Origin of the sequence: uncultured Porticoccus sp., from assembly GCF_963975625.1 — a bacterium.
In the GTDB taxonomy this organism is placed as follows: domain Bacteria; phylum Pseudomonadota; class Gammaproteobacteria; order Pseudomonadales; family Porticoccaceae; genus Porticoccus.
The window spans coordinates 175,637-199,645 of the sequence record NZ_CAXBHS010000001.1 but is presented as its reverse complement, the minus strand read 5'-3'; the positions used below and the strand labels follow the sequence as shown (position 1 = coordinate 199,645).

The window sequence follows — 24,009 nt, the reverse complement described above, 5'->3', positions numbered from 1 at the left end:
AGCGATTGCTAATTTGTCATTAATTGGGCTGCCTTCGGAACAGCCGATCCGCCACAACAGGAGGTGCATGACAATTTATGAATAACACCTGGCAAGGCTATAACTCCAGCTTGTTTTATGACGAGCTGCTAACCAGTTCAGGAAATCCAAGAACTGCCGCACGGGGCATGATCAATTTTCTGCAGCGCCTGCCAGAGGAGGAGATTAATGAACGACGCTCTGCCGCAGAGCTGGCCATACGGGATATGGGCATCTCTTTCACGGTTTACACAGAGGGCGGCAATATTGATCGAAACTGGCCATTCGACATCATCCCCCGGACCATCACGGCAAAGGAGTGGTCGAAGATCAGTCTTGGATTACAACAGCGCACCCGTGCTCTCAACTGCTTTATCGATGATATTTATAACAAACAGAGCATCCTTGCTGACCAGCTGATCCCTGCAGACATTGTCCTTGAATCCACCAATTACAAACCCCAGTGCAGAGGGGTTTCGCCTCGTTATGGCGCATGGGCCCATATTTGTGGCTCCGATCTGGTGCGCAACAGCAACGGAAAATTCTATGTGCTTGAGGACAATCTACGGGTGCCCTCCGGTGTGTCCTATATGCTGGAAAACAGGGAAATCACCAAACGTGTTCTGCCGGAGCTTTTTGAAAACTACAGCATCCAGCCGGTAGACGACTATCCGTCAAAACTCTATCAAACACTCGCTTCACTCTCTCCCCGCGAAACCCGGAAACCCTGCATTGCGGTCCTGACGCCCGGTATCTACAACTCCGCCTATTTTGAACATGCATTTCTTGCCCAAAGTATGGGCGCGGAACTGGTAGAGGGTAGCGATCTGCACACCGGCGATGACGACTGCGTGTACATGCGCACCGTGGACGGGCCGGTAAAAGTGGATGTGGTCTACCGGCGCATAGACGAGGACTTTATTGACCCGGAGGTATTTCGCCAGGAATCCATGTTAGGGGTTCCGGGAATCATGCGGGCCTGGAAGGCGGGGAATGTTGCCATTGCCAACGCCCCGGGAAGCGGCGTAGCGGATGACAAGGTCATTTACGCCTATGTCCCCGATATGATTCGCTATTATCTCAAACAGGAACCCTTGGTCGATAGCGTAAAAACCTATCTTTGCATGATCGAAAAAGACCGTGAGTATGTGCTGTCCAACCTCGACAAGCTGGTGGTAAAGCCCGCCAATGAGTCCGGTGGTTACGGCATCATGGTCGGTCCCCATGCCAGCGCACAGACGCGCAGGGAGTTTGCCGCGCTAATTGAAAATAATCCACGCAACTATATTGCTCAGCCCACCCTGTCATTATCGACTGCACCGACCTATATCGACCACACTGTCGCACCGCGCCACCTGGATCTGCGCCCCTTTATCCTGCAGGGCAAAGATACCTGGGTCACACCGGGCGGACTGACAAGAGTTGCCATGACGAAAGGCTCTCTCGTGGTCAACTCCTCTCAGGGCGGCGGCAGCAAAGACACCTGGATTGTGGAGGGGAACTGATGACGATGCTGTCCCGCGTTGCCGAACGACTCTACTGGATGGCCCGCTATCTGGAACGTGCAGAGAACACGGCCAGACTGACCAATGCCTACACTCACCTGATAATGGATTTGCCCCGTGACACTCAGGTTGGCTGGGAAGTGCTCATCCAAATGCTGGATGCAGAGCCTGTTTATACAAAACGGTATCGGGTCTTTAATGAACAGAATGTACTCCGCTTCCTGATTGCGGATCAGGAAAATGCTTCGAGCATCAGCAACTCGGTAAAGGCCGCTCGAGAGAATGTCCGCACCACGCGCGATGTACTACCCGAAGAGACCTGGGAGCATGTCAATGAACTGTTCATCTACACGCAGGAGACGGCAGAAAAGTCGATTGGTCGACGTCACCGCTACGAATTTCTGGAACAGATTATTTCCCGCTGCCAGATGGTCAATGGCCTGCTGATGACCACCCTTTTCAGGGAACACTCACACCGCTTTATAAAATTGGGGCACCTGCTGGAACGAGCTGACATGAGTACCCGCATCATCGATGTGGGTGCAGGCGCTATTCTGGGCAGGGCAGAGACCAATCAGGCAATCGATCCCCTGTTGTGGGGCAGCATGCTTAAATCGCTCTCGGCGATGAGCGCCTATCGCCACAAAATTGGCCCGCTGGTGGAGCCAAACGCCGTGGTCAACTTTATTTTCAAGGAAGCCAGGCTACCCCGTACCGTTTACTTTTGCCTGACAGGAATCCTTGAAGAACTGCAGCCACTGAGCAACAATGGCGACGCGATCCAGATAGTGGAATCGGCACTGCAAAAGCTGACCCGGTTTGATGCAGAGAACATGACTCTGGCACAACTGCACCAATTTATCGATCAGCTGCAAATATCACTCAATCAACTTGATGATGCCATCAATACAGCCTGGTTTTTGCCCATGCAATCATGAAGAAGTTTTTCTGCCACTGTGGCAATCAGGTTTTTTTTGAAAGTCGCCAATGCCTATACTGCAAAACCAATCTGGGTTTTGACCCCGGCAATATGGAAATGCGGACACTGACTGCCGTGCATGGCCAATTGTTCGAAGCCAGCGATCAACAGCTCTTCCGCTTCTGCAGCAACGAAATGGAATTTGGTGTCTGTAACTGGCTGCTCCCCAAAGAAAGCGGCTACTCACTTTGCACTGCCTGTCAATTCAACCGCACTGTTCCCAACCAGAGTCAACCCGAGAACAGGGCTCGCTGGTTGCGACTGGAACAAGGCAAAAAACGCCTGTTTTTCACTTTGATTCAACTGGGCCTACCCTTTGAAAACGGCTGGGCAGAACCCGAACGCGGCCTGCTACTGGATTTTATTGAAGATGGCCGCACACAACCGCTTTTTGCAGAAACGTTTGTCACCACCGGCTATCTCGGTGGGGTCATTACTATCAACGTGATGGAAGCGGACGACATCGCCCGGGTGACCGTAAAATCTGAAATGAAAGAATCCTATCGCACCGTACTTGGACACCTCCGCCATGAATCCGGGCATTATTACTGGTCAAGACTCAATCCGGATAATGACGTGAAACAGGCTTTCAGAAACGTCTTCGGTGATGAACGCCAGGATTACCGCAGTGCGCTGGATGAATACTACAGGCATGGACCGACACCGGACTGGGCCGATCATTTCATCAGCAGTTATGCCAGTGCCCATCCATCTGAAGACTGGGCTGAAAGCTGGGGCCACTACCTGCACATCTATGATGCACTGGAAACGGCCGCGGCTCACGGTGTCATCAATCACGGACCCTCAGCCATGGACATGCAAACGCGCATTGATATCTGGCGAGAACTGAGCATCACCCTGAATGAACTTAACCGGAGTGTCGGGCGGCAAGACGCTTACCCCTTTATCATCAACCACCAAGTGGAGAACAAGCTGGTATTTGTTGACCGGGTTATAAGTCAGCTCCAAACACTTGGCTCAACGATGGCAATTCACTAAACGCCTTGCGTATATTTTCATCCCAACTCTGCCGCAACATGACCAGATAGGGATCATTGTCTTCAAATTTATAATATTTGTTCGGGTTGCTAAGACTGTCTGCTTCATAGTAGAGCAGCTCAATGGGTGGTCCCACAGTAGCGTTACTGCGCATCGTTGAATCCAGCGACACCAGAGCACAGCGCATGGCTGTCTCGTGGGGCGTTTCGGGGCGAACAATCCGGTCCAGTATCGGTTTACCGTATTTGGTTTCACCGATCTGCAAAAATGGATACTGTTCCGAGGAGGTGATGTGGTTGCCCTCGGGATATATCAGGTAAAGCTCGGTATCCACTCCCTTGATTTGTCCACCCAAAATAAAGGTTGCCTCGGCGTTGAAGCCGGCCTTGACCCCATTCTGTTTGTGTTTGCTTTGCTCCCTGACACTCAGTTCACCAATATAATCAGCCACTTCAGACAGATAGCAGGCCTTTCGCAAATTGAATTCGGCATCCTCTTTGAGATCCCGCTCAATCTGGGCCATCACTGCCTGACTGGTGGCCAGATTACCTGCTGACATCATCATCATCTGGCGGTCACCGTGGATGGAAAAACGATGCAGCTTGCTGTAGGTACTGACCCTGTCCGGACCAGCATTGGTACGTGAATCAGAACAAAAAACCAGTCCTTCATTCAGTCTTATCGAAACGCAATACGTCATATAACTACAAACCAATTCATGTAAACGCAGAGGTGAGCCAATCGCCAGACCGGGAAGGATAAGGGCTCCGGTCCGTAAAAGCCATTAGCTTGTTCCTGGTGCCTGAAACCAATCTGACTAGCCATTCGAGTGATCAAAATCCTCTGCTCGCCCGCGCCTTGCTCCCGACAAACACGGTTCAGCAGAGTCTAAAAAGTTTCAGCTGCCGTAGCACAACGCCAGGTTTGATCGTGGTAATTCAGATAAAATCCACCGGACCTGGCAGCCAACCATATCTGGAGCATCGCCGGCTGCCGGGAAATAATCACTTTGGAGTTTTCCACCTCGATAGTAAGTAACAGCACGCCGCCGGCACTTTCATAATCAATATCCAAGCCGCTGGACAGCATCAGCTCGTCTGCCAGTTGGGTGAACTCAATTTCAGTCATAGGATAGAACTCTTGAAAGCATTACTGAACTCATTGAAGAGTATACGCGATTGAGTGTTTAGGGTGACAGCCGCTATACTCGCAGGAATTCCCGGAATCAGAATACAGGCTTCCCCACATGCAACGTTTTTTTGCACTGATATTGCTCAGCGCGTTTTTTATCGGCTTGTCCGCCTGCGGCAATAAAGGTCCGCTATACCTTCCACCCGAGCCGGTGCAACAGGCGCCTGCCGAACAACAAACCCAACCACCGGAAGAGGAAGAAGGCCAGCCTTCGGACACCGACGCATAATTCACCAAAGGGTTGCTGCCAGCCATGAACTATTTTGATTACCGAGACGGCAGATTGTGCGCCGAAGGCGTTGCCCTCACCAGGATTGCCGAGCGCTACGGTACACCCACTTACGTCTATAGCCGGGCGGCGCTTACAGAACATTTTATGGCTTATCAGGATGCACTGGCGGATAGACATCACCTGATTTGCTATGCGGTGAAAGCCAATTCCAACCTCGCCGTATTAAATGTATTGGCCCAGCTCGGTGCTGGATTCGACATTGTTTCGGTGGGTGAACTGGAGCGTGTTCTGGCAGCAGGAGGAGATCCCGCGAAAGTCATTTTTTCCGGCGTGGGCAAACAGCCGTCGGAGATGGCCCGGGCATTACAGGTCGGGATCCACTGTTTCAATGTTGAATCGGAAGCTGAGCTTGCAGTACTCAATCGGATCGCAGGTGAATCCGGTAAAAAGGCAAGTATTTCCCTGCGGGTCAACCCCGATGTGGATGCAAAAACCCATCCCTATATTTCCACCGGCCTGCGCGACAATAAATTTGGCATTGATATCAGCCAGGCGCTGGATGTCTACCTGACCGCCAGCAAAATGCCACACCTGACCATTACTGGTATTGATTGCCACATCGGTTCCCAATTGACTGAGATCGCACCTTTTATCGATGCACTAAATCGGGTGCTGAAACTGGTAGAACAACTGTCTGCCAACGGTATCAAGCTGGAACACCTGGATCTGGGGGGTGGACTCGGCGTGTGCTACCAGAACGAGCAACCGCCTCATCCCTCGGAATACATCGCGGCTATTCGACAACAGCTCGACCAATCGCCAATGACGCTGGTACTCGAACCCGGACGATCGATAGCGGCAAACGCCGGTATCCTTCTAACCCGGGTGGAATACCTGAAACCGGGGAAAGACAAAAACTTTGCCATTGTAGATGCCGCCATGAACGATATGATCCGGCCGGCACTTTACGAAGCATGGATGGCTATCGAACCGGTATCGCCCCATACCGGCACACCCCAGCATTGGGATATTGTCGGTCCAGTGTGCGAAACCGGAGACTTTCTGGGGAAAAATCGACGGCTGGCGCTTGAGCAGGGAGACCTGCTGTGCGTTTATTCAGCCGGAGCCTATGGATTTACCATGAGCTCGAACTACAACAGTCGGGGCAGGGCGGCAGAAATCATGGTGGATGGCAACCAGGCCCATCAGGTCAGGGCTCGGGAAACCGTCGAAGACCTCATTCGCGGAGAGACTCTGCTACCCACCTGAACCTGCAGCGAAACCGAACTACCCTGGGAATAAACCTTTAATACAAGATAACTGGGCTATGCTGTTACGCTTTACCAAAATGCACGGACTGGGTAATGATTTCGTCGTCATTGACGGCGTCTCTCAGGCTATTGCCATGACTCCGGCGCTAGCCCGCAAGCTGGCGGATCGCCACTTTGGTATTGGCTGCGATCAAGTCCTCGTGATAGAGCCACCCAGTCGCCGTGATGTGGATTTTCGCTACCGGATTTTCAATCAGGATGGCAATGAAGTTGAGCAATGTGGCAACGGTGCTCGCTGTTTTGCCAAATTTGTCCGGGACAGACACCTCACCGGAAAAAGCACGTTACGGGTGGAAACCGGGAAAGGCATTATCACGCTGCGGGTTAAAGCCAACAATCTGATCGAAGTCAATATGGGCGTACCCATTCTGACCCCGCCGGATATTCCGTTTGTTGCCGACGTGAAGGCTATCAGCTATCCCCTGTCAGTCGGTGGCAAAGAGCTGTCGATCTGCGCAGTATCGATGGGCAACCCCCATGCAGTCCTCACCGTCGACAGCGTACAAACAGCACCGGTTGACACACTGGGACCGGCGATTGAGGGCCATCATCGTTTCCCCCAGAGAGTCAACGTGGGCTTTATGCAGATTCTAAACCGCCAACAGATCAACCTGCGGGTTTTTGAACGGGGCGCCGGGGAGACACTGGCCTGTGGAAGCGGGGCCTGCGCCGCAGTAGTGGCAGGCCACTTGCAAGACCTGCTAGACTCGTCCGTAACCGTCAACCTCCCGGGCGGCAGTCTCCAGATCGAGTGGCCAGGCGAGAATCAGCCGGTAATCATGTCCGGACCGGCCACCACCGTTTTTCATGGACGGATAAAAATATGAGTACAGAGCAAAAAAACCCACATACTGAAGAATTGCTGACCCCTGCCCAGATTAAAACCTACCTGGAAACGAACCCGAGTTTTTTTGAAGATCACCCAGACCTGCTTGAAGTCATAGCGCTGCCCCACGACAGTGGGCCAGCCATCTCGTTGATTGAACGGCAAGTAGCCGTTTTACGGGAACGCAATCTGGAAATGCGACAACGGCTCAATGCCATGCTGGATTCAGCAAAAATCAATGACAAACTCTTCGAAAAAACCAAACGGCTCATTCTGACCCTTTTGGAAGCAGAGGATCTCGCAACCATTGTCAACGCCACCTCCAACAGTCTCAGCACAGACTTCCAGGTTCAATTCCACAGCATGCTCCTGTTTGGTGACGAATCAACCTCTGAACTGAACCCCCATGTGCGGATGGTTAGTGTGGAGCAGGCCAATAATCATATCGGGACACTACTGCGCACCAATCGGGCTATCTGTGGGGTTCTGGGTAGTGACGAGCTGGCTTTTCTGTTTGGCAATGAGGCTAAAAATGTGGGATCTGTGGCTGCCGTACCCCTGACACACGGCACGGTGTTCGGCGTGCTGGCTATAGGCCATACTGATCCAAACTACTATCGGAGCAGCATGGGGACGCTGTTCCTCAGCTATATTGCAGAGGTACTGAATCGCATTATTCCCCGCCTGCTACCCTAGCCGAGGGACCGAACCGATGCTGCCCGACTCCACTGATCGACTCCAGCAATTTGAACAGCACTTACGCAGCGAACGCAGGCTTTCCACTCACACCATCAAGGGCTATCTTCGCGACCTGCATAAACTGGACGACTGGTGTGAAAAGCAATCCCTATCGTTGTTACAGCTGGACAGTCAACATATTCGTAGCTGCCTGACCACCCTGCATCGCAAAGGGCTGGGCGGACGCAGCCTGGATCGCTGGCTCGCGTCACTGAGAACTTTCTTTAACTACGCGCTCAAACAACAGTGGCTGAAAGCCAATCCGGCGATGGCGATCAGTGCACCAAGATCCGTGAAAAAACTGCCAAAAACCCTCGATACGGACCAAGTTGCACGCTTCCTGGCATTCTCGGCGGAAAGCTGGATCGACTGCAGGGATCTGGCCATCGTGGAGCTGTTCTACTCCTCCGGCCTGCGGCTATCGGAATTAACAGCCCTGAACCTGGGAGACATCGACCTGAATGATCAACTGGTGACGGTCACCGGGAAGGGAAACAAATCGCGGCAACTGCCCGTGGGAAGCCATGCAATCAGAGCCTTGAAGGCCTGGCTCACAAGGCGCCGCGAATATGCCAATGACGACACGCGAGCGATATTTGTCAGCCGCCAGGGCAAACGCATTTCTACTCGCGCCATTCAGGAACGGCTGCGACTAATCGGTCTCAAGCAAAATATGGACGGGAAAATACATCCCCACATGCTGCGCCACTCATTTGCAAGCCATCTGTTGGAATCCAGCGGCGATCTTCGCGCTGTTCAGGAACTGTTGGGCCATGCCAATTTATCCACAACTCAGGTTTACACCCACCTGGACTTCCAGCACCTTGCCAGGATTTATGATCAGTCTCATCCCCGCGCCCAAAAAAAGTGAGCGGTTGCTGAGGCTATCCGGTTACAGGCATCCATTGCCTGCCCCACTTTTGCTATGGTTTCTCAACATACACCAACGGAGTTTTATTGTGCGCAACGTCCTATTGTTACCTTTACTGTTCCTGTCTCTGTCCTGCCAGGCCCATGATGAAAGTGATAGAAGACTGATTTCCACCAATGGCTACGGCGAAATAACTGTTCCCGCTGATACTGCCATCGTTGACTTGAGCGTCCGGGCCACCCGCAAATCCGGTCAGGAAGCGAAGCGCGATGTAGATGACCGGGTAAATGCCTTTATCGATCAACTCAAAACAATGTCTATCTCACAGGATGACCTGGTGGCCTCATCCATTCGCATTTACCCTCGCTACGAACACACCAACAGTAATCGGTTGTTCAGCGGTTATGAAGCGGTCCGCCGACTCACTGTCACGTTAAAGGATATGACACAACTCACCGAAGTGATGGACCAGGCACTAGCCCAGCGGCTGGAGGGTATTGATAACGTACGCTACGAAAATAGCGAAATGGCCAAACACATTCAGGCAGCCCATCTGCTGGCAATTTCAGACTCGAAGACCAAGGCTGAAGCGCTTGCAAAAGCCTACGGTGCAGAGCTTGGGCCTGTCGTGCGAATCGATTATCACCGCAATACACCGCCCTCTGGCGACATGATGAAGGCATCCAGCATGGAGACGATGATGGTGCGCAACAGCGCTGCTCGTCCGGGAACCTACCTACCCGACGAAATCACCTATAGCGATAATCTTCAAGTGAGCTTTGACCTGATCATCAGCCCCTGAGCCGATAAAAGCTCCGATAGATGTGTGATCAAACTGATAACGAGCGAAAGAAGAAAGAGGGATAGGGCAGGAAAATTATGGGTTGCCGGGCATTCAGCCCGGCCATCCATCTAAATGGCGTCGCTACCGGTTTCTCCGGTACGAATACGAATCACTTCTTCCAGTGTAGAAATAAAGATTTTTCCATCGCCGATTTTACCGGTTTGGGCAGACTTGGTGATCGCTTCAACCACAACATCGACGTGGTTGTCATCAAGCGCAATTTCCAGTTTTACCTTGGGCAGGAAATCCACAACGTATTCCGCACCACGATAGAGTTCAGTGTGGCCTTTCTGGCGTCCAAAACCTTTTACCTCAGTGACAGTGATACCCTGAACGCCGACCTCTGCAAGCGCCTCTCTGACATCGTCCAGTTTGAAGGGTTTTACAATAGCTGTAATAAGCTTCATAGATTTACCTTGTACATTTTATTTAGAACGAACAATTGACGGCAAAAGATACACCTTCCCATCAATAATTGCACCCCGGTTACCCGGTTTTCAAGTCAAACATAAAAACAGGGGGCCAGTCATCTCGACCGGCCCCCTGGAAGTGGGAAGAAGAATCAGCTTTTAGTGAACTCGGGATAGGCTTCAATGCCACATTCGGACACATCAACACCCTCGTACTCTGCCTGTTCACTGACGCGGATACCCATGGCGACCTTGATAATACCCCAGACAATCAGGCTCATCACAAAGACCCAAAGGAAAATCACCACGATGCCGTAGATCTGAGAGCCCCATGAGGCGTCACTATTGGTGAATGGCACAGCCAGAACACCCCAGATACCTACCACGCCATGAACAGAGATGGCCCCTACGGGATCATCAATTTTCATTTTGTCCAGGCCGACGATGGAAAACACGACAATGATCCCGCCAATGGCGCCGATCAATGTTGCCACCACAGGGCTCGGTGCCAGAGGACCGGCAGTAATGGCGACCAGACCAGCCAGAGCACCGTTCAGTGCCATGGTGAGATCCGCCTTACCAAAGAGGATATGACCCAGCAACAGGGCAGCGATCAAACCGCCGCAGGCTGACGCATTGGTGTTGACGAAGACACTGGCCACGTTATTGGCGGAACTGACATCTGAAACCACCAGCTCAGAGCCACCGTTGAAGCCAAACCAACCCATCCAGAGAATGAAGGTACCCAGTGTTGCCAGAGGCATATTGGCACCCGGAATAGCGTTGATCTGTCCGTTGGCACCGTATTTCCCCTTGCGGGCACCGAGCAGCAACACACCCGCCAGGGCAGCGGCAGCACCGGCCATGTGGACAATACCGGAACCGGCGTAGTCGGAGTAACCGGCTTCACTAAGGAAACCACCACCCCAGGTCCACATTCCCTGAATCGGGTAGATTACACCCGTCATGACCACGGCAAAAATCAGGAAGGCCCAGAGCTTCATCCGCTCGGCAACAGCACCGGATACGATCGACATCGCGGTTGCCACAAATACCACCTGGAAGAAGAAGTCCGACGCGCCGGAGTAATACGTGTCTCCGTCGCTGGCCAGCACCTCTTCGAGAGAAGCATTTGCAATACTGTTACCGAACCAGCCATCGGGCAGGAAACCGCCCGCGCTGCCGCCATACATGATGGTATAACCCACAAACAGATACATGGTGCAGGCAACGGCAAACAGTGCGACGTTTTTGGTAAGAATTTCAGTGGTGTTTTTGGCGCGAACCAGGCCGGCCTCCAACATGGCAAAACCTGCTGCCATCCACATCACGAACGCGCCAGCGATCAGAAAATAAAATGTATCGAGCGCGTATTTAACTTCAATAATTTCAGGACTCATTGTCGTAGTCTCCCGTGTCTTAAACTGCTTCTACACCGGTTTCACCGGTGCGAATTCGAATGACTTCCTGTAAATCCGAAATGAAGATTTTGCCATCACCAATCTTGCCGGTATGAGCGGCAGAGGTAATCGCTTCGATAGCGCCGTCCACCATTTCATCCGCAAGGGCCAATTCCAGTTTTACCTTGGGCAAAAAATCCACCACATATTCAGCACCACGGTACAGTTCTGTGTGGCCTTTTTGTCGGCCAAACCCTTTTACCTCGGTCACCGTCACACCCTGAACACCGATGGCGGCAAGCGCTTCTCGCACGTCATCCAGTTTGAAGGGCTTGACAACTGCTGTAATCATTTTCATTGCATTGCTCCTCAGAGATAGTGGCACCCGACATGCCGGGTGCCACCGTTCAATTACATGCTTTTGCTAATGGAAAACAACAACGTGCTGTCACACCAGGACGTATCGAAGCACTCTTCATCGTCCAGCGTGGTATCAACCCAGCTCAGTGCAAAATCCAGTCCCTGCCAGGACTTGCCGAGGGTGATGGAGTAGTCGGTGTACTTATCTTCACCATCGGTCAGGAAAGCTTCTTCGCCATCCTTGCCACTGTCAGTACTTTTATTTTCAAACTTGTTGTAGCCCGCATGGAATCCCAATGAAAACCCGTGGGGCAGCTCGAAACCGTAGTCCGCGTAGAGATACCAGAATTCACCGGTTTCCAGCCAATAATCGTCAGAGTACGCGAAACCCAGTGTGCCGCCCTTGTAGGACAGGCTACCGTAGAGTTCCTGGTAGTCGAGATCACGATTACCGGTCAGAGGAAATGCAGTTGCATCGGAACCGGGGTAATCATAGTAAATATAACCGACGTCATAGCTAACCTCTTCAGTGAGATCGCCACCGTAACCAAAGTAGTAATCCAGCTCGAGCCCAGCATCAGAGCTGTCCGGATCATTGAAATCCACCTGGGAACCCCAGGTACCTACGTACAGTCCGTTATCAAACGCGACATCAAAACCACCCTGTATGGCAATTTCAGTGTCATTCTGTGAAATCCCACGGAATCTGTAATCCGAAGCGATTGTGACGTTGGCAGAGACCTCGTAGGCCTGCGCAACATTGGAAGCCAAGGGGAAGGTCAGCGCCATAGAGGTAACGACCAGAGACTTTTTAAATGCGTTCATATGCTTCTCCAAAATATAAACAACAGCGAAAAATTAAACATGCAATCACGGTTTGTAATTGGTACATCAGCACTTAATGCATTTGGCATGCCAACCTTCAAAAAGCGGTAATTGAACTCCTGTAAAGCGGGCACCAACCTCTCAATGCACCTTTTTTGTGCACAAATGGACTCACCAAATCTGTCATCGCACCAAAAAACTTCGCTGGAAGCCCCACTGCTTACTGCTGCCCGGAAGCAGCCGTCACTAAAGTGCTCTGTACATACAGAGTGATCTCCTTAAAATAGATCACCACTTATTCGGAGCGGCCCATCAATGCGACCTAACGAGTTCATCAACCAGTTTTTGCACCAACTCAACAATGTCATTACCCCGGGCGCAGAGGCCCTGGGTAGCGACATGCAACAGAAGCTGCGAACGGCTGCACAGGCTGCTTTCGACAAGCTGGAGCTGGTGACCCGGGACGAGTTCGATGCGCAGCAGGCTGTCCTGAAGCGCAGCCGGGAAAAGCTGGAACAACTCGAGCAACAGCTCGCCAGGCTTGAAGCACAATTGGAGAATCGGCAAGACTGAACGGTCCCGGCCGCCCTAATACAAAGGAAGCACCATCTGATCGACATGCCAGCCAAGGAGGGCATCCATGTCACTTGCCATCGTCCATACCCGCGCCAAATACGGCATCGATGCCCCCGCCGTGACCGTGGAGGTTCATCTGTCCAACGGACTCCCCGGGTTGTCAATTGTGGGCATGCCGGAAACTGCCGTGAAAGAGAGCAAGGACCGGGTTCGCAGCGCCCTGCTGAACACTCACTTCGATTTCCCCGCCCGACGCATCACGATTAACCTGGCACCCGCCGATCTGCCCAAGGAAGGGGGTCGCTTCGATTTGGCGATTGCGCTGGGGGTGCTGGCCGCGTCGGCACAAATCCCTGCTGACCAGCTCGATCAATACGAAGTCATCGGTGAACTGGCGCTGTCGGGGGACTTGCGTCCCGTGGAGGGGGTACTGCCGACTTCACTGGCTTGTGGAAAGTCGGGCAGACTCCTGATCTTGCCTACCATGAATGCGGAGGAAGCAGCCCTGAGCAGCAAAACCCGGGTTATCGCCGCCACCCATCTGCTCGAAGTCTGTGCACACCTGAATGGCAATCAGCCGATTGAGCCCCTTTCCTGCGGCACCAGGGCAAGTGTTGCTGAAACGGATGGAGATATGGCCGACATCATCGGTCAGCACCAGGCCAAACGGGCACTGGAAATCGCTGCTGCCGGTGGCCACAACCTGCTCTTCAGCGGTCCTCCGGGGACAGGCAAAACCATGCTGGCCAGCCGACTCACCAGTATATTGCCACCGTTGCAGGAGCGGGAAATGCTCGAGGTGGCCGCCATTCATTCAGTAGCAGGTCGCGGCTTGCGGGGTACGCTTTACAATCCGCCTTTTCGCTCGCCCCATCATACGGCGTCTGCAACAGCACTGGTTGGTGGCGGCAGCGTGCCCAGGCCTGGGGAAATCTCTCTCGCCCATCACGGCGTATTGTTTCTGGATGAATTGCCTGAATTTCCCCGGCGGGTCCTCGAAGTACTGCGTGAGCCACTGGAATCCGGCGAAATCATGATTTCAAGGGTCCAGGCTCAGACGCGCTTTCCGGCGGCATTCCAACTGATTGCGGCAATGAACCCCTGCCCCTGCGGCTACTACGGCAGCCAACGCTGTCGCTGCACCCCCGACCAGATACACCGCTACTCCGATCGCATCTCCGGGCCATTGCTGGATCGCATCGACTTACAGATAGAAGTCCCGCCTCTGCCGGGCGACCGGCTGGTTGACGGAAAAACCGATGGCGACTGCAGCACAGATATCCGCAACAGGGTCATGGCAGCCCGCCAGCGGCAGCTGACCCGGGCGGGAACAATCAATGCCCGACTCTCCAGCCGGGAAGTGGCTACCTTTTGCGCACTTGACCAGCCACAAAAAACCCTGCTCAATCGGGCGGTAGAACAACTCGGTTTATCACCCAGAGCATTTCATCGTATATTGAAAGTGACACGGACCATTGCAGACCTCGACAACAGTGCCGCTATCACCATGGCTCACCTCACTGAAGCCCTCGGCTACAGACTCAGACTGAGTCATTGATTTGCCATCGACAAACGACTGCCACAAAAATGACCTCTGGGCGGTGGTATACTGGCAACACTTAACCAAGGAGCAATACATGGCGGAAAAACCGGACAGAACAGTTTCCAGTGTGATTGATGAACTGGATAATCTCATCGCCGAAATCCCCCGATTAAATGATGCATCTGTCGAGAAAATAGACTCACGGATACGCTCAATCATCGGCAAGGCATCTCAGGGGCTGTCTCCTGTTCAGTTATTGCTGGCCTACACAGACTGGCTGGCCCACCTGTCTATTTCTCCTGCCAGACGCGTGAGGTTATTGCAGAATTTCTCTGAGAAGCTGCTGCGACTATCCACGTTTACCGCCCGGGCCATCACCGAAAAAAGCGAGAATCCACCCCCTAAAAAATACCCTTATTTCATGAATGATCTCTGGAAAAAAGTCCCTTTCAGCGTCATGGCCAAGGGCCACAGCATGGCGGTGGAATGGCTGAAGGAAGCGGATACGGATCTGCCGGGTATGGGACCGTTCAGCAAGGAACTGGTAGACTTTATTAACGGTCATGCCCTGGAGGTCATCTCACCAACCAATTTGCCACAAACCAACCCGGAGGTTCTCAAAGCCACCTGGGAAAACAAAGGCCGGAACTTGCTGGAAGGCATCGGCAATATGCAACGGGACATTCAAAAGAAACTGCTCAGGGATAACCGGCCTGAGATGGGTGATTTCAAGGTGGGGGAAAATCTGGCCATTACCCCGGGCCAGGTCATCTACCAGAACAACCTGATCGAACTGATTCAATACAGCCCCACTACAGAAACCGTGGCCAGAGAGCCGGTACTGATCGTACCCGCCTGGATCATGAAATATTACATCCTTGATCTGGTGCCGGAAAAATCCCTGGTTAATTACCTGGTTGCCCAGGGGAAAACCGTGTTCATGATTTCCTGGAAAAATCCCGATAAAGATGATCGCGAACTGGATATTGAGGATTACATAAAATCAGGCATTTTGGACGCATTGGATGCCGTCAAAACGGTGGTGCCAAAGGCCAAAATCAACGCTACCGGCTATTGTATTGGTGGAACACTCTTGGCAATGGCCGCAGCCTACCTGGCCAGAGAGCAGGATGACAGTCTCAACAGCATCACCCTGCTGGCAGCCCAGACGGACTTCACCGAGCCCGGCGAAATCAAACTGTTCCTGGGGGCCAGCCAATTGGCTTTTCTCGATAGCATGATGTGGACCGACGGCTACCTGGAAGCCGCCAGTATGGGTGGTGCCTTCAAGGCGCTGCGCACCCAGGAACTGGTCTGGAACCCGGCGGTGGAACGCTACTATCTGGGCCGGGAAACGAAACCCGTCGCCTTGATGGCCTGGAATGCCGATGGCACAAGAATGCCTGCAGCCATGCACAGTCGCTATCTGCACGAACTGTTTGTTGAAAACCGGTTGGCCAGCTGTAAATTTCTGGTGGAGGACAAACCTGTCGCAATCCAGGATATTCGCGTACCTTTCTTTGTAGTGGGCACCTCAGCCGACCATGTGGCACCGTGGAAATCCGTCTACAAAATCCACCATATGGCCCGCTCGGATATCACCTTCCTGCTCACCAGTGGTGGCCACAATGCCGGCATTGTATCCGGGCCGGAGCATCCCCACCGCCGCTACCAGATCAAGTCACAGGACCCCATGGCACCTTACATTGACCCGGACAGCTGGGTGGAGTCGGTAGAGAGTCACTCCGGCTCTTGGTGGCCGGCCTGGAATCTCTGGCTGGATGACCAATCCTCCGAGCAGGTTGCCCCACCGACTATGGGTGCCGAAGGCACGGATTATGAGGTGCTATGGCCCGCGCCCGGTAAATACGTTTTTGGTTGATCCGGCTGGGTAGCAGTGGACGGCAGCTATTCACTTGCTACAATCCGCGACTCACTGATCATCCTCCAAAACCGGCAAACCGACTTGAACAAACTCAATACCCAGCAACGTGCTGCAGTAAATTACATTGATGGCCCATTGCTGGTACTGGCCGGGGCCGGCAGTGGCAAAACCAGTGTCATCACCAGCAAGATCGCCCACCTGATTCAGCAATGCGGCATCAGTGCCCGTCATATTGCGGCCGTCACCTTCACCAATAAAGCTGCCCGGGAGATGAAGGCGCGAGCAGCCAAGCTGGTCAGCGGCCAACAGGCCAAGGGGCTAACCGTCTCCACTTTTCACAATCTCGGCCTGCACATTATCCGCAGCGAAATCGTCCAGATCGGCTTTAAGCCCGGGTTTTCCATTTTCGATGCAGAGGATGCAAAAAGCCTGTTGCGAGAGCTGATGCTGAAGAAGTCCGACCTGGATGCCGATCATCTGGACAGGGTGCAACACCAGATTTCCAGCTGGAAAAATGATCTCCTGACGCCATCCCAAACCCTTGCAAATGCCGCCAGTAGTGAAGAACAGACAATAGCGTTGGTCTATCAGCGTTATACGGACGCCCTGCGGGCCTACAACGCAGTGGACTTCGATGACCTGATACTGATCCCGTCACTGCTGTTTCAGCAATCGCCGGAGATCCTCGGCAAATGGCAGAATCGCATTCGTTACCTGCTGGTGGATGAGTATCAGGACACCAACTTTGCGCAGTATCAACTGGTTAAATTGCTGGTGGGAGCAAGGCGATCACTGACCGTGGTGGGTGACGACGATCAGTCCATTTATGCCTGGCGCGGCGCCAGGCCGGAAAACCTGCAGCAACTGCAGGAGGATTTTCCGGAGCTTCACGTCATCAAACTGGAGCAAAACTACCGTTCAACTGGCCGCATTCTAAGGGCGGCCAACCGGCTGATCGACAACAACCCTCACCTGTTCAGCAAATCTCTCTGGAGTGAGCTGGGTCCAGGGGCCCCCTTGCGGATTATCCTCACCGCCAACGAGGAGGCGGAAACCGAACGCATCGTCAATGAAATTCTCGATACGAAATTGCGCAAAAGTTGTCACTTCCGCGATTTTGCCGTGCTCTACCGGGGTAATCACCAGGCCAGATTGCTGGAGTTGAAACTACAGGCCCAGGGCGTGCCCTATCAGCTCAGCGGCGGCACCTCGTTTTACGCCCGAACCGAGATCAAGGACATCATGGCCTATCTTCGCCTGATGGTGAACAGCGATGACGACAATGCCTTCTTGCGAATCATCAACACGCCGCGCCGCCAAATCGGCACCTCAACACTGGAAAAACTGGGACGCTACGCCAACGAACGGCAGATGTCCCTAATGGATTGTATTGATGAGCTCGGGCTACAGTGCCAGCTGGCGCCCAACAACCTGGAACGACTGCAACGTTTCAGGCACTGGATTGGCCAGGTGGCCAGCCACTGCAGCAATGGCGACCCGATTGCTGCCATCCGAGAGATGGTCAACGATATGGACTACGAAGGCTGGCTGCACCAGAACGCCAGCAGTGGCAAGGTTGCAGAAAAGCGCATGGAAAATGTCAACTTTCTGATCGAGCAAATCCGGCAACTGCTGACCAGGGACGAACTGGCCATTACCGGAGAGCGGGAACAGCAGGATACCGCGGTGGAGGATGCAATTGCCAAACTGGTGCTGCGGGACATTCTCGACCGTCAGGAGGAGGATTCCGCCGATGACAAGGTACAACTGATGACCCTGCACGCCGCCAAGGGACTGGAATTCCCCCACGTGTTCATGATCGGCATGGAGGAAGGCCTGCTACCCCACCGCAACAGTATTGATGGGGATACCATCGAAGAGGAGCGGCGCCTCGCGTACGTCGGCATTACCCGGGCCAGACAAACCCTGACCATGACCATGGCCGCCAGGCGAAAACTGTTCGGCGAGATCGCCGAGACAACTCCGAGCCGCTTTATCGATGAACTGCCACAGGAGGACCTGGAAAAAGAAGGCATGGGGCAGCCGAGTGATCCGGAGGTGGCCCGACAAAAAGGGCGCGACTCACTGGATGCCCTGAAAGGCTTGTTTGCCTGAACGGGGCTCGCCTCGGTTAATCCAGCAGAAATGGCAGTGGCCGGTCGATAACGATCTCCGTTGCCGATATCCGGCATCCGTAAACCAGCACCTCAACACCCGCAGCAATCGCCTGTCGCAGTGTCGCACCGTAAACCGGATCGATCTCATCGGCGGGCCCTGCACAATCGGCACCACTGTGCTGCACACAAAACACCAGTACCGCACGATGACCCTGCTGAACCATACTGATCAATTCCCGAAGATGCTTGGTACCGCGCTCGGTGACCGCATCGGGAAACAGCACCCGACCACCACCTACGCCCAGGGTCGTGTTCTTGACCTCCACATAGCAGGGCGCAAGCTCCTCTCCCGTCAGCAACAGATCAATACGACTGTTCTCGGCACCGTATTTCACCTCCGCGCGAATTGACTCATAACCCTGCAGCTCTGCAATAACACCCTGTTCAATCGCTTCGCGAACCAGCTTGTTGGGCCGGTTGGTATTGACGCCGGTGAGAAAGCCATCCGGGGTGGTAGTAATTTCCAGGGTTCCCGACAATTTTCGCCGGGGATCATCAGAGCGGGAAAACCAGCACGGCGTCTCCGCTTGCCAACAGTTTTTCATGGAGCCGGTATTCGGACAGTGAATCGTCATTTCTTCACCACTGGACAGCCGAATATCGGCGAGAAACCGCTTGTAGCGTTGAATCAATGTGGCACGTTCAAACGGCGGAACAATCTTCATGACTGTAACGCCCGTTCAATCCGCTGCACGGCCAACTGTAATCGGGGCAGTGGTTCAGTATAGGCAAAACGCACATGTTGGCTGGCGCGGTGCTGACCAAAGTCCGTCCCCGGAGTACAGGCCACGCCGTGCTCGTTCAACAACCGCCAGCAGAAATCTTCACAGTCATCGGTCAAGGCAGACACATCGGCATAGACATAAAAGGCACCCTCCGGCAGCCCGGCAATAGCAAACCCGAGCTGCTGCAGCGCTGGCACCAGATAGTCCCGGCGCTGTTGAAAGTCCGCACAGCGGCCATCCAGTATTGGCAGGGTCTCCGGTTGAAGTGCCGCGAGTGCGGCGTACTGCGACAGGGTGGGGCTGGCAATATAAAAATTCTGCGCCATCACCGTAAACAGGTCGACAAATGCCTCGGGCACCACCATCCAGCCCAACCGCCAGCCGGTCATGCCAAAATACTTGGAGAAGCTGTTTACCACCAGCACATCTTCCGCCACCTCAAGGGCAGAACTGAGCGGCGCAGCCGTGTAGGTCAGGCCGTGATAAATCTCATCCACCACCAGAGTTCCACCCTGGGAGGCAACTGCCCGATACAAGTCTGACATCTGATCCCGGTCAATGACTGACCCGGTAGGGTTGCTGGGGGTCGCAACCATGGCGCCGACCGTATTCGCCTGCCAGTAGCGATTGACCAATTCTGCGGTCAACTGATAATTATGTTCAGGGCCTACCGGTACAAGCTGGGGTTCAGCATCCAGTCGCCGGACAAAATTGGCATTACAGGGATAACCGGGGTCCGCCAGCAAAAATCCATCACCGGGATTCAGTAACAACTCAAAGACCATCCCCAGTGCGGCACTGCTACCGGTGGTGACAATCACGCGTTCAGGGTCAACCGTTACACCGTAGCGCCGGCGGTAATAACCACTGATGGCAAGACGCAGTTCGGGAATGCCGCAGGACGGCGTATACGCCGTTTTACCCTGATCCAGCGCCAAACGGGCCGCCTCTAAAATGGGTGCTGCGGTAGCGAAGCAGGGTTCACCGATTTCCATGTGAATGATATCCCGGCCCTCTGCCTCAAGCCGCCTTGCCGCCTCGAGAAAATCTACTACTTTGAAAGAGGTTAGCTTGCGGGTTCTTTCCGCTGTCTGCATGGTATTCTGCCCTCAAGCCACAACAAGATACACGGGTGACATAATCAGTATTTATTATACTCATTAGCATTATGCGATTATTTCACTGTCAACCAAACAGGTGGCGCAAATTGCTATACTCTGGCCTTGCAATTGCAACGTCCCGTACACGTCTATAATGGTTTAATACCGGGAAAACAGTTTTTTTACTTGAAAAATTTTCCCGCTGGCACTATAAACGCGGGTCTCGCAAATTACCGAGAATGGAAAAAAATGCCTAAGAAAGCAGAAACTGTCACCATTGCCTCACTTCATGGCTTCACCCCCTACAAGGAAAAGAAGGGTGAGGAGTTCATGAACGAGAATCAGCGCAGCCACTTCAAGCAGATTCTGCTGGCTTGGAAACGCGAGCTGATGGAAGAAGTTGATCGAACCGTATCCCATATGAAGGATGAGGCGGCCAACTTCCCGGATCCTGCCGACCGCGCCACGCAGGAAGAGGAGTTCAGCCTGGAGCTCAGAACCCGCGACCGGGAGCGCAAACTGATCAGGAAAATTGACAGCACCATTGAGCGAATCGAAGCCAACGACTACGGCTTTTGTGATCAGTGTGGTGTTGAGATCGGTATCCGGCGCCTGGAAGCACGCCCCACGGCAAACCTTTGTGTCGACTGTAAAACCCTTGATGAAATCAGGGAAAAGCAACTGACCGGTGGTTGACGCCTTGAGGGAAATGGCAATTTGCCTCTTCCCTCAGTTGCTATGGCCTCACCCCGCAATCACCCCGCCTACACAGGGCGCTTTGCGCCTTCTCCCACCGGCCCATTGCATTTTGGTTCACTGGTTACCGCGCTGGCCAGCTATCTTGATGCAAAAGCGCAGGGTGGAACCTGGATGGTCCGCATGGAGGATATTGATCCCCCCCGCCAGCTGCCCGGTGCCGAAGATACCATTCTCCGCCAACTCGAAGCCCACAGCCTGCTCTGGGATGGACAGCCCCTCTACCAGAGCCAGCGCAGCGAGGCTTACCTTGCCGCACTGGAAGAACTCAGCCACAGCGGCCTCGCGTATCCCTGCCATTGCAGTCGCCAGGTCCTGCAAGATACCGGCGGCCTGCATCAGCGCAGCTGCGTTCCCGGCGACCCCGACCAACCACACGCTCTCCGACTGTCGGTTCCCGACAACTGTTTGATCGCATTCACCGATCTATTTCAGGGCCGTCAACAACAATGGGTCAAGCAAACCGCAGGCGATTTTGTGCTCCTTCGCAAAGATGGCCTGTTTGCCTACCAACTGGCGGTTGTTATAGATGACGCACACCAGGGTATCAGCCACATTATCCGTGGCAGTGATTTACTTGACTCCACCGCACGACAGATCTGCCTGCAGCAACTGCTAACCCTGCCCACTCCCGTCTACGGGCACCTCCCGATCGCCGTCAATGAGCAGGGACACAAACTCAGCAAGCAAAATCTGGCACCGCCGGTGGAGAACCGGCGGGCTGGGGCCAACCTCCTCACGGCCATGCACTGGCTGGGCATGCAACCGCCCGCTGACCTGCCGAATACCAATCCGGAAGTATTGCTCGAGTGGGGCATAAGCAACTGGCACCGGACTCAATTACCCCGCCTGATACAAATACCGGCGCCGGCACTGTAGAATGAACATCATCCGCCCCATTGCCTAAATTGTCTGACTGACTCTAATAGAGCATTATCCCCGGGTCGGCAAGCAAACCAGATCGCTTATTGATACAGGTTGGCCATGAACAAGATTCTAATTGTTGAAGACGAAGATATTTTTCGCACTTCACTGAGAAGGCTGCTTGAACATCACCATTTCGAGACCCGTGAAGCAAAAAATATCGAAGACGCGCTCACTCGTTTTGAGCTCACTGACTTTGCAATGATTATCAGCGATCTGCGACTTCCCGGCGCACCGGGCACCGACCTGATTCAGTTGGCCGGCGCAGTGCCGGTATTGATCATGACCAGCTACGCCAGCCTAAAATGCGCTGTGGAAACCATGCGCATGGGCGCAGTCGATTACATCCCCAAGCCCTTCGATCATGCGGAGCTGTTGGAAGCTGTGACCCGCATCATGGACAAGCCACGTCCTGTCGGACAGCGCCATGCCCCCGACCTGTCAAATCGCGGCATGATCGGCTCAAGTCCCGCCATGAAAACCGTTTACAATATTATTCAAAAAGTGGCCCGAACCGATGCAACGGTTCTGATTCATGGGGAAACAGGCACCGGTAAAGAACTGGCTGCCAGCGCCATTCACAATGAGAGTCCCCGGGCAAAAAAACAACTCATCTGTGTTAACTGCGCCGCGATCCCGGAAACACTGATTGAAGCGGAATTGTTTGGTCATGAGAAAGGGGCATTTACCGGCGCCACTGAAGCACGCAAAGGTCTTGTCGCAGCTGCCGATGGCGGCACACTGTTCCTGGACGAAGTGGGTGAACTGCCACTGGAAGCCCAGGCAAGACTGTTGCGGGTCATACAGGAAAAAGAGGTCCGCGCCATCGGCTCGGTCAAGTCGCGCAAAGTGGATGTGCGTCTCGTCGCAGCGACCCACCGCAATCTGAAAAAACTCTGTGAACAGGGTCGCTTTCGCGAAGACCTGTTTTACCGGATCAACGTGGTTAACCTGAACCTGCCACCACTGCGGGAACGGGGCAAGGACATCCTCGAAATTGCAGATATGTTGCTGACCAAACAGGGTCAAAAGCTCGACAGGCATCATCTCAAGCTGGCACCGGATGCCATCCAGGCCATCACCATGTATAACTGGCCGGGCAATATCCGTGAACTGGAAAACTCCCTGGAACGGGCCAGTATTCTGTGTGATGAAAATCAGCAGATCAGCCATGACTTGCTGGGCATTGAACTGTCATTGGTAGAGATTGGAGATCAACCAAGCCGTCTCCGTTCGACTCCGGCAAACATCAAGCATATCGACACAGACCCCCCGGAGGGATTGTCGCTCGAGGATTATTTCACCCGCTTTGTACTGGAACACCAGGAAGCCATGAGCGAGACCGAGCTAGCCAGAAAACTGGGTATCAGTCGCAAATGTCTATGGGAACGACGCCAGAAGCTGGGTATTCCCCGTCAAAAAAACGATTAGCCAGCTGTTTCACCAGAACCAACTGTTACCTTATTAACCAGCCCGTCGTGTAGATAGGTAACAAAACTGATGAATTTATGTGCGACACGTCACAAAAAAATACGTAACACTTTGTTTATAAAGGCTTTAATTTTATGGCACGCTTCATGCTCATCTATAGACACAATAAAAACAGCAACTATTAAAAAAATAAACAATAAAAATAATACAGGATGGATTGCTAGGAGGTTGACAAGGGGGGTAGACCCATCGACCAATAGCCTATGGGATACAGGGGGAAGCTTGAATGCTTCCCCTTTTTTAATGTCCCCCAGAATTGATCTGATCCCAGATCAATATCAGCGTGACTGCCAACAGTCTTTT

23 protein-coding genes and 1 pseudogene are annotated in these 24,009 nt (G+C 53.3%); 16 read left to right on the top strand and 8 right to left on the bottom strand.

Going from position 1 to position 24,009, the window contains the following annotated elements; all coding sequences use genetic code 11:
• The first annotated feature begins 77 nt into the window (after positions 1-77).
• From AACZ64_RS00960 to AACZ64_RS00950, 3 genes are read left to right on the top strand one after another with little or no spacing between them, the layout of a single operon-like run.
• Complete coding sequence (locus AACZ64_RS00960) at positions 78-1,523, top strand: circularly permuted type 2 ATP-grasp protein (RefSeq protein WP_293613876.1); 1,446 nt, start codon at positions 78-80, stop codon at positions 1,521-1,523.
• Complete coding sequence (locus tag AACZ64_RS00955; protein ID WP_293613877.1) at positions 1,523-2,461, top strand: alpha-E domain-containing protein; 939 nt, start codon at positions 1,523-1,525, stop codon at positions 2,459-2,461. Before AACZ64_RS00960 ends, AACZ64_RS00955 begins: the two co-directional genes overlap by 1 nt.
• A complete protein-coding gene (locus AACZ64_RS00950; protein WP_293613878.1) occupies positions 2,458-3,501 on the top strand; it encodes a putative zinc-binding metallopeptidase in 1,044 nt (347 codons plus the stop codon). The genes AACZ64_RS00955 and AACZ64_RS00950 overlap by 4 nt, the downstream gene beginning before the upstream one ends.
• Here AACZ64_RS00950 and AACZ64_RS00945 read toward each other — a convergent pair.
• Both AACZ64_RS00945 and cyaY read right to left on the bottom strand, forming a co-directional pair.
• Positions 3,455-4,201 (bottom strand): proteasome-type protease, encoded by a 747-nt coding sequence (locus tag AACZ64_RS00945; RefSeq protein WP_293613879.1) that lies wholly within the window; start codon positions 4,199-4,201, stop codon positions 3,455-3,457. The genes AACZ64_RS00950 and AACZ64_RS00945 overlap by 47 nt on opposite strands.
• A 188-nt stretch (positions 4,202-4,389) precedes the next feature.
• Positions 4,390-4,632 (bottom strand): annotated as a pseudogene (cyaY, locus tag AACZ64_RS00940) (iron donor protein CyaY); the annotation flags it as partial.
• A 115-nt stretch (positions 4,633-4,747) separates the two neighbouring features.
• Here cyaY and AACZ64_RS00935 point away from each other — a divergent pair.
• The 6 genes from AACZ64_RS00935 to AACZ64_RS00910 all read left to right on the top strand — a co-directional run bounded on the left by AACZ64_RS00935 (position 4,748) and on the right by AACZ64_RS00910 (position 9,492).
• Positions 4,748-4,921 (top strand): lipoprotein, encoded by a 174-nt coding sequence (locus AACZ64_RS00935; RefSeq protein WP_293613880.1) that lies wholly within the window; start codon positions 4,748-4,750, stop codon positions 4,919-4,921.
• A gap of 24 nt (positions 4,922-4,945) precedes the next feature.
• A complete protein-coding gene (lysA, locus tag AACZ64_RS00930; RefSeq protein ID WP_339639595.1) occupies positions 4,946-6,193 on the top strand; it encodes a diaminopimelate decarboxylase in 1,248 nt (415 codons plus the stop codon).
• A 58-nt stretch (positions 6,194-6,251) separates the two neighbouring features.
• Positions 6,252-7,082, top strand: coding sequence for a diaminopimelate epimerase (gene dapF, locus AACZ64_RS00925; protein WP_339639594.1), 831 nt, complete (start codon positions 6,252-6,254; stop codon positions 7,080-7,082).
• On the top strand, positions 7,079-7,777 hold the full coding sequence (locus AACZ64_RS00920; protein WP_339639593.1) for a DUF484 family protein: 699 nt from the start codon (positions 7,079-7,081) through the stop codon (positions 7,775-7,777). Before dapF ends, AACZ64_RS00920 begins: the two co-directional genes overlap by 4 nt.
• A 16-nt stretch (positions 7,778-7,793) precedes the next feature.
• Positions 7,794-8,690, top strand: coding sequence for a tyrosine recombinase XerC (xerC, locus tag AACZ64_RS00915; RefSeq protein WP_293613884.1), 897 nt, complete (start codon positions 7,794-7,796; stop codon positions 8,688-8,690).
• Between the two features lie 88 nt (positions 8,691-8,778).
• On the top strand, positions 8,779-9,492 hold the full coding sequence (locus tag AACZ64_RS00910) for an SIMPL domain-containing protein (protein ID WP_293613885.1): 714 nt from the start codon (positions 8,779-8,781) through the stop codon (positions 9,490-9,492).
• 110 nt (positions 9,493-9,602) lie between these two features.
• Here the strand turns inward: AACZ64_RS00910 and glnK are convergent, their stop codons facing one another.
• From glnK to AACZ64_RS00890, 4 genes are all read right to left on the bottom strand, one after another.
• Positions 9,603-9,941 carry a P-II family nitrogen regulator gene (gene glnK, locus AACZ64_RS00905; protein ID WP_036858461.1) on the bottom strand — a complete coding sequence of 113 codons (339 nt, stop codon included), beginning with the start codon at positions 9,939-9,941 and terminating at the stop codon, positions 9,603-9,605.
• 155 nt (positions 9,942-10,096) lie between these two features.
• A complete protein-coding gene (locus AACZ64_RS00900; RefSeq protein ID WP_036858462.1) occupies positions 10,097-11,344 on the bottom strand; it encodes an ammonium transporter in 1,248 nt (415 codons plus the stop codon).
• A gap of 19 nt (positions 11,345-11,363) precedes the next feature.
• The gene (locus AACZ64_RS00895) at positions 11,364-11,702 is read right to left on the bottom strand and encodes a P-II family nitrogen regulator (RefSeq protein WP_036858463.1); all 339 of its coding nucleotides are present in this window, start codon (positions 11,700-11,702) and stop codon (positions 11,364-11,366) included.
• A gap of 53 nt (positions 11,703-11,755) precedes the next feature.
• Entirely contained in the window at positions 11,756-12,529 is a 774-nt protein-coding gene (locus tag AACZ64_RS00890) for a TorF family putative porin (RefSeq protein WP_297187464.1), read from the bottom strand.
• Positions 12,530-12,844: 315 nt separating this feature from the next.
• On the opposite strand from AACZ64_RS00890, the gene AACZ64_RS00885 reads away from it, so the two are divergent.
• From AACZ64_RS00885 to rep, 4 genes are all read left to right on the top strand, one after another.
• Entirely contained in the window at positions 12,845-13,102 is a 258-nt protein-coding gene (locus AACZ64_RS00885; protein WP_297187463.1) for an accessory factor UbiK family protein, read from the top strand.
• 67 nt (positions 13,103-13,169) lie between these two features.
• Entirely contained in the window at positions 13,170-14,663 is a 1,494-nt protein-coding gene (locus AACZ64_RS00880; RefSeq protein ID WP_339639592.1) for a YifB family Mg chelatase-like AAA ATPase, read from the top strand.
• A 79-nt stretch (positions 14,664-14,742) separates the two neighbouring features.
• Complete coding sequence (locus AACZ64_RS00875; RefSeq protein WP_293613890.1) at positions 14,743-16,530, top strand: alpha/beta fold hydrolase; 1,788 nt, start codon at positions 14,743-14,745, stop codon at positions 16,528-16,530.
• A gap of 84 nt (positions 16,531-16,614) precedes the next feature.
• Positions 16,615-18,648: a DNA helicase Rep gene (gene rep, locus AACZ64_RS00870; protein WP_339639591.1), complete on the top strand. Its 2,034-nt coding sequence runs from the start codon at positions 16,615-16,617 to the stop codon at positions 18,646-18,648.
• A 16-nt stretch (positions 18,649-18,664) separates the two neighbouring features.
• On the opposite strand, the gene sfsA is transcribed toward rep, so the two are convergent.
• The gene (gene sfsA, locus AACZ64_RS00865; protein ID WP_339639590.1) at positions 18,665-19,375 is read right to left on the bottom strand and encodes a DNA/RNA nuclease SfsA; all 711 of its coding nucleotides are present in this window, start codon (positions 19,373-19,375) and stop codon (positions 18,665-18,667) included.
• Positions 19,372-20,532, bottom strand: a complete 1,161-nt coding sequence (locus AACZ64_RS00860) for a pyridoxal phosphate-dependent aminotransferase (RefSeq protein WP_339639589.1) — start codon at positions 20,530-20,532, stop codon at positions 19,372-19,374. The genes sfsA and AACZ64_RS00860 overlap by 4 nt, the downstream gene beginning before the upstream one ends.
• A gap of 252 nt (positions 20,533-20,784) precedes the next feature.
• On the opposite strand from AACZ64_RS00860, the gene dksA reads away from it, so the two are divergent.
• The 3 genes from dksA (at position 20,785) to AACZ64_RS00845 (ending at position 23,646) form a co-directional block, all read left to right on the top strand.
• Positions 20,785-21,231 (top strand): RNA polymerase-binding protein DksA, encoded by a 447-nt coding sequence (gene dksA / locus AACZ64_RS00855; RefSeq protein WP_272991884.1) that lies wholly within the window; start codon positions 20,785-20,787, stop codon positions 21,229-21,231.
• Positions 21,232-21,252: 21 nt separating this feature from the next.
• Positions 21,253-22,170, top strand: a complete 918-nt coding sequence (gluQRS, locus tag AACZ64_RS00850; protein WP_293613894.1) for a tRNA glutamyl-Q(34) synthetase GluQRS — start codon at positions 21,253-21,255, stop codon at positions 22,168-22,170.
• A 105-nt stretch (positions 22,171-22,275) separates the two neighbouring features.
• On the top strand, positions 22,276-23,646 hold the full coding sequence (locus AACZ64_RS00845; RefSeq protein ID WP_293613895.1) for a sigma-54 dependent transcriptional regulator: 1,371 nt from the start codon (positions 22,276-22,278) through the stop codon (positions 23,644-23,646).
• Positions 23,647-24,009: the final 363 nt, after the last annotated feature.

Bases quoted from the DNA above. Each gene is read 5' to 3' on its own strand.
- AACZ64_RS00900 (WP_036858462.1), bottom strand. From the start codon at position 11,344: ATGAGTCCTGAAATTATTGAAGTTAAATACGCGCTCGATACATTTTAT.
- AACZ64_RS00885 (WP_297187463.1), top strand. From the start codon at position 12,845: ATGCGACCTAACGAGTTCATCAACCAGTTTTTGCACCAACTCAACAAT.
- dapF (WP_339639594.1), top strand. From the start codon at position 6,252: ATGCTGTTACGCTTTACCAAAATGCACGGACTGGGTAATGATTTCGTC.
- AACZ64_RS00875 (WP_293613890.1), top strand. From the start codon at position 14,743: ATGGCGGAAAAACCGGACAGAACAGTTTCCAGTGTGATTGATGAACTG.
- sfsA (WP_339639590.1), bottom strand. From the start codon at position 19,375: ATGAAGATTGTTCCGCCGTTTGAACGTGCCACATTGATTCAACGCTAC.
- AACZ64_RS00890 (WP_297187464.1), bottom strand. From the start codon at position 12,529: ATGAACGCATTTAAAAAGTCTCTGGTCGTTACCTCTATGGCGCTGACC.
- AACZ64_RS00950 (WP_293613878.1), top strand. From the start codon at position 2,458: ATGAAGAAGTTTTTCTGCCACTGTGGCAATCAGGTTTTTTTTGAAAGT.
- AACZ64_RS00920 (WP_339639593.1), top strand. From the start codon at position 7,079: ATGAGTACAGAGCAAAAAAACCCACATACTGAAGAATTGCTGACCCCT.
- AACZ64_RS00845 (WP_293613895.1), top strand. From the start codon at position 22,276: ATGAACAAGATTCTAATTGTTGAAGACGAAGATATTTTTCGCACTTCA.
- AACZ64_RS00895 (WP_036858463.1), bottom strand. From the start codon at position 11,702: ATGAAAATGATTACAGCAGTTGTCAAGCCCTTCAAACTGGATGACGTG.
- lysA (WP_339639595.1), top strand. From the start codon at position 4,946: ATGAACTATTTTGATTACCGAGACGGCAGATTGTGCGCCGAAGGCGTT.
- AACZ64_RS00955 (WP_293613877.1), top strand. From the start codon at position 1,523: ATGACGATGCTGTCCCGCGTTGCCGAACGACTCTACTGGATGGCCCGC.
- dksA (WP_272991884.1), top strand. From the start codon at position 20,785: ATGCCTAAGAAAGCAGAAACTGTCACCATTGCCTCACTTCATGGCTTC.
- AACZ64_RS00960 (WP_293613876.1), top strand. From the start codon at position 78: ATGAATAACACCTGGCAAGGCTATAACTCCAGCTTGTTTTATGACGAG.
- AACZ64_RS00860 (WP_339639589.1), bottom strand. From the start codon at position 20,532: ATGCAGACAGCGGAAAGAACCCGCAAGCTAACCTCTTTCAAAGTAGTA.
- AACZ64_RS00935 (WP_293613880.1), top strand. From the start codon at position 4,748: ATGCAACGTTTTTTTGCACTGATATTGCTCAGCGCGTTTTTTATCGGC.
- AACZ64_RS00945 (WP_293613879.1), bottom strand. From the start codon at position 4,201: ATGACGTATTGCGTTTCGATAAGACTGAATGAAGGACTGGTTTTTTGT.
- glnK (WP_036858461.1), bottom strand. From the start codon at position 9,941: ATGAAGCTTATTACAGCTATTGTAAAACCCTTCAAACTGGACGATGTC.
- AACZ64_RS00880 (WP_339639592.1), top strand. From the start codon at position 13,170: ATGTCACTTGCCATCGTCCATACCCGCGCCAAATACGGCATCGATGCC.
- xerC (WP_293613884.1), top strand. From the start codon at position 7,794: ATGCTGCCCGACTCCACTGATCGACTCCAGCAATTTGAACAGCACTTA.